At 53.7% G+C, this 4,769-nt stretch carries 2 protein-coding genes; one reads left to right on the top strand and one right to left on the bottom strand.

Annotated features, from left to right (window positions below; genetic code table 11):
* Positions 1–25: 25 nt before the first annotated feature.
* Positions 26–379 carry a DUF6916 family protein gene (locus TH25_RS24405; RefSeq protein ID WP_114090838.1) on the bottom strand — a complete coding sequence of 118 codons (354 nt, stop codon included), beginning with the start codon at positions 377–379 and terminating at the stop codon, positions 26–28.
* 540 nt (positions 380–919) lie between these two features.
* Here TH25_RS24405 and TH25_RS24400 point away from each other — a divergent pair.
* Positions 920–4,769 (top strand): DUF4347 domain-containing protein (locus TH25_RS24400; protein WP_147253099.1); only part of this gene is annotated, 3,850 nt, incomplete at its 3' end.

The following is a 4,769-nucleotide window of genomic DNA, read 5'->3' as shown; positions in this document are numbered from 1 at the left end:
GAGCGAAAATTAATAGGTCCTGAGCCTAGTTGAAGCACAATTGATAAAGTTGCCCTTTCGCGTTTGGCGGCGTGATAATCGGAGAAACAAGGGCGGCCCGGATTTGTCCCAGTTCGGGGTTTTCCAGGGCATAGCTTCCGTCGCCATTCAGAAGTGCGTCCCTGGTTTGACCTTCAAAAATCAGGCTGAAAGCCTCGCGTCTTGCGCCCGGTGGTGTTCCCTTTGGGTGTACATCACAGGAAACAAGCTTCAGCTTGACGCTGACATTTTCGGTTTTGGCTGTGAACAGCGTCCCGATCAGGTCATCAAAGTGCTGATGTTCCAACAGGGCGGTGTCGATAAAGCCGTCTTCGGTCTTTTTTGGGGTCGTCTTTGGCATTGCAATCCTCAATAGCCATAGTTTCAGGCGTTCTTGACCTGTGTCGGGCAATCAGGTGTCTCTTGCCATCGCTTGCCGGGACGTGAAAAATCCCAAACGAATACATCTGTCTGATAGACACCATGTTTTGGCGCAGGCACCAGAATTGCTGCTGACTTGCGGACAAGTTTTCGGTCAGATTGAAATTTTTCGGGCTTGTGAGAAAGTATGCACCCTGGAAAAGCACCCTGTTGCGGGCGTAACAATCTGTACCTGCCAAAGACGCGCATCGAGAATGCTTGTGATACATTTTCTGTATCAACGTTCGAAAATTTCGGCTGATTATTGAGTGAATCTAGGGGAAGACAACTCTTGATCATCTTTGATGATGAGCTTTTGTGAGATTAAAAACTGACAGATTCTGACATATGGGTGGGAAAAACGGCAGGAAACTCGGTTTCTATACATCCATTGGATAACTTTTAATTGATAAAGGATTGCCACACGCTATCCAATGTGACTATTTTACACGGATAGATTGTCGTGACCGGGGGGCTTGCAATGGCATATTCAAAATATTGGGCACGTGGTCATAAACTCCACAGCCTTTCGTCTATTGTGCCGCTGGCCCTGGAGCCACGTTACATGTTCGATGCGGCAGGTGCCGCAACAGGTGCAGAAGCCGCGCATCAGGCGCAGGCGGAAGCCGAGGCGGACAACGCGCATGGCAATAATCAGCAGGCTGGTGAAACGAACGGTACGGAAACCACTTCGCCGCAGGGCGATAATGCGTCCTCAGGGCAGGGTGATGTGCCAGCTACTGATAACGCAGCCCAGCTTTCCGATGACGTGTCGGACCATGTTGTTCCGGCCAGTCGCAAGGAAGTCGTCATTGTCGATCCGACTGTTGCCGATTATCAGAAAATCATTGATGGATTTTCCCCCGATATTGATGTGATTCTTCTCGATCAGGGGGCGACCCTGCAATCGGTTGCAGATGCACTTGCCGGTCGCAGTGATATTGATGCACTGCATATCATCAGTCATGGTGCAGAGGGTATTTTGCAGTTTGGCGGGCAATCCATCACCACAAGCGGTCTTGACGCCAGCGCCGATACCCTTGCGGCAATTGGTGCGACCCTGTCAAATGATGGCGATATTTTGCTTTATGGCTGTGACATTGGCGCGGATGCCGCTGGTCAGGCCTTTGTTGACCGGTTTGCCGAATTGACATCGGCGGATGTGGCGGCCTCAAGTGATGATACAGGTGCAGCCGATCTTGGCGGGGACTGGGTTCTTGAAACCACCCGCGGCCAGATTGAAACCGCAATCGGTATTTCCGGTCAGGTTCGGGAAGCCTATGCCCATACGCTGGCCTCGACCTATGACTTTGAAAACGCCAGTGGCGGCAGCGGTAGTCCCGTTACTTCTACAGTTAATGGTGTGACACTTACTTATTCAAGTAATGTAAATAGTAACAACAATATTGGTCTTACTAGTTTAAGTGGTGCCGGATTGGATGGAAAGGTTCTGTATAATGGCGCAAGCTCATGGACGAAGGACACTTTCAGTTTTGATGGTGCTGTTGATCTGACATCATTTTATATTACCCAGCAGCCAGGATCAACACTTCCCATGACGGTGACTTTTAAAGTCACTAACGGTAGCGGCGCTGATATTCAGGTGACAATTGCCAAAACAGCTGGGACGTCGATGGCCGCAGTTGGCAAGACTGTTGATCTTTCCGGTTGGACAAACGTGACGGAGTTTGTGATAGAGCGTGAAAATCCCCAGGTTAATGGTTCCTACACCAATGGTAGCGGCGCCGTTTATGACACCATTGTTTTTACTCCTGCCGCCTCCAATAGTGCCCCATCGGCCTCTAACCTGACCCAGACCAAATCTTACACCGAAGATGCCAGCAGCGTTGCCCTGGATGATATTGTTGTTAACGATGCGGACTCCGGGGACACAATCACCGCGACACTGACCCTGAGCAACAAAGATGCCGGGACTTTGACGACGGGAACTTTCGGCAGCGCGACCTCCAGTTTTAATGCCGCGACGGGTGTCTGGTCTGTGACAGGGTCGCAGACCGATGTCAATTCCGCCCTCGCAGCTGTCGCTTTTAGCCCCACAGCAAACTGGGATCAGAATATTACCATTACCAGTCACATACAGGACGCGCAGGGAGCTGGCCCGACCGATGGTACCATCAGCCTGAATGTCACGGCGGTGAATGACGCGCCTGTTCTGACGGCTGCTTCGCCGACATTAACCGAGATTACCGAAGACGCAACCAGCAATGGCGGCCAGACGGTGGCCGACATTCTTGGCACATCTGTGGCGGATGCCGATAGCGGGGCGCTGGAAGGGATCGCGCTTTATGGTCTGACCAGTGGCAATGGCAAATGGCAATATTCGCTGAATGATGGCGGAAGCTGGACCGATGTGGGCGATGTCTCGCAAAGCGGGGCCCTGTTGCTGCGCGCAAATGACAAAGTACGCTTTGTCCCCAACGGGGAAAATGGTACCTCGGCCTCGATCAGCTATCATGCCTGGGATCAAAGCAGCGACAGCGCGGGCGACAAGGTTTCGGTGGCGACCACGGGCAATGCAACGGCCTTTTCAACTGCAACCGACACCGCATCAATCACGGTGACTGACGTTGATGACGAACCAACGGCGACGGTGCCAAGTGACGTGAGCGTCTATACCGATATTGAAAGCAATCTTGATCTGTCCGGGCTCGACTTCGCCGATATTGACAGCACAACCCTGACCGTAACGCTCACTCTTTCTGCCGGAACGTTTTCAACTCCTGCCAATGGGGCATCCATTGGCAATGGTGTTACGGCAACCAAAGTCAGCGATACCGAAATTACGCTTTCCGGTGATATTGCCGACATTAACACCTATCTTGGGACGGCCTCGAATATCAAATATACGACGGCAAGTGGTATCTCGGGGAACGACATTGCCACCATCACCGTCAAGGCCGCCGATAACACAACCGAAGTCACGGTCGGCACGATCAATATTGATGCCATTCAAAATAACGCGCCAACCCTTACTGATGGCGCAACGGTTACGGTGAATGGCACAAGCGAGGATTCCCGTACCGGCTCTGCTTTTGTGACAGATATTCTGGCATCGGCCGGTTATGGCGATACCGATGGTACATCCCAAAACGGGATCGCCATTGTCGGCCTGACGGGGAATGGTCACTGGCAATATTCCACCGATCAAGTCACCTGGGTCACGATCACATCGGCCAGCCCGGAATCAGCGATTTTGCTGGCCAGCGGCACCGCACTCCGGTTTGAGGGCGATGGTAAAAATGGCGAAACGCCAACATTGTCGATCAAGGCCTGGGACAAAACCTCTGGCATCGCCTCGACCAATAGCGACACTTCCACGGCGGATGCCAGCCAGTCCGGCGGGGCGAGCGCATTTTCATCCGGCACGGCAACCGTTAGTGCGACCATTACCTCGAACAATGATGCCCCGGTTCTGACGCCAGCCACGCCGACCTTAACGGACATTAGCGAAGACGCAACGACGGATGGCGGTCAAACCGTTGCCAGCATCCTTGGCGCGTCGGTGGACGATGTTGATAGCGGGGCCCTGGAAGGGATTGCGCTGTATGATCTGTCGAGTGGCAATGGCAAGTGGCAATATTCGCTGAATGACGGCACAAGCTGGACGGATGTCGGAACCGTTTCGCAAAGTCAGGCCTTGTTGTTGCGCGCGAATGACAAAGTGCGCTTTGTCCCCAACGGGGACAATGGCACCTCGGCCTCGATCAGCTATTATGCCTGGGATCAGACCGGTAGCGACAGTGCGGGAGACAAGGTTTCCGTGGCGACACGCGGCGGGGCAAATGCGTTTTCTTCTGCCGCCGATACCGCTTCTATTACGGTCAGCGATGTCAATGATGCACCTGTCCTGACGGCAGCTTCTCCCACCCTGACGAGCATTGGCGAGGACGCCACGACGAATGGCGGCCAGACGGTGGCCGACATCCTTGACAGTTCTGTGACGGATATCGATAGCGGGGCGCTGCAAGGGATCGCGCTGTATGGTCTGACCAGTGGCAATGGCAAATGGCAATATTCGCTGAATGGCGGCACGGACTGGACCGATGTGGGCGAAGTTTCGCAAAGCCAGGCATTGCTGTTGCGGGCAACGGACAAAGTGCGCTTTGTGCCCAATGGTGAAAATGCCACCACGGCCTCGATCAGCTATCACGCCTGGGATCAGACCGGCAGCGATAGCGCGGGCGACAAGGTTTCGGTGGCAACGACCGGCAATGCGACGGCCTTTTCTACTGCAACGGATACGGCTTCCATTACGGTAGACCCGGCCAATGATGCACCGACGGTGACGAATGGCGCGACGGTGACGCTGA

Origin of the sequence: Thalassospira profundimaris (assembly GCF_003326755.1) — a bacterium.
Lineage (GTDB): Bacteria > Pseudomonadota > Alphaproteobacteria > Rhodospirillales > Thalassospiraceae > Thalassospira > Thalassospira profundimaris_B.
Note: the sequence above shows the minus strand (reverse complement) of the source record. Positions and strands in the feature narration are given on the sequence as shown.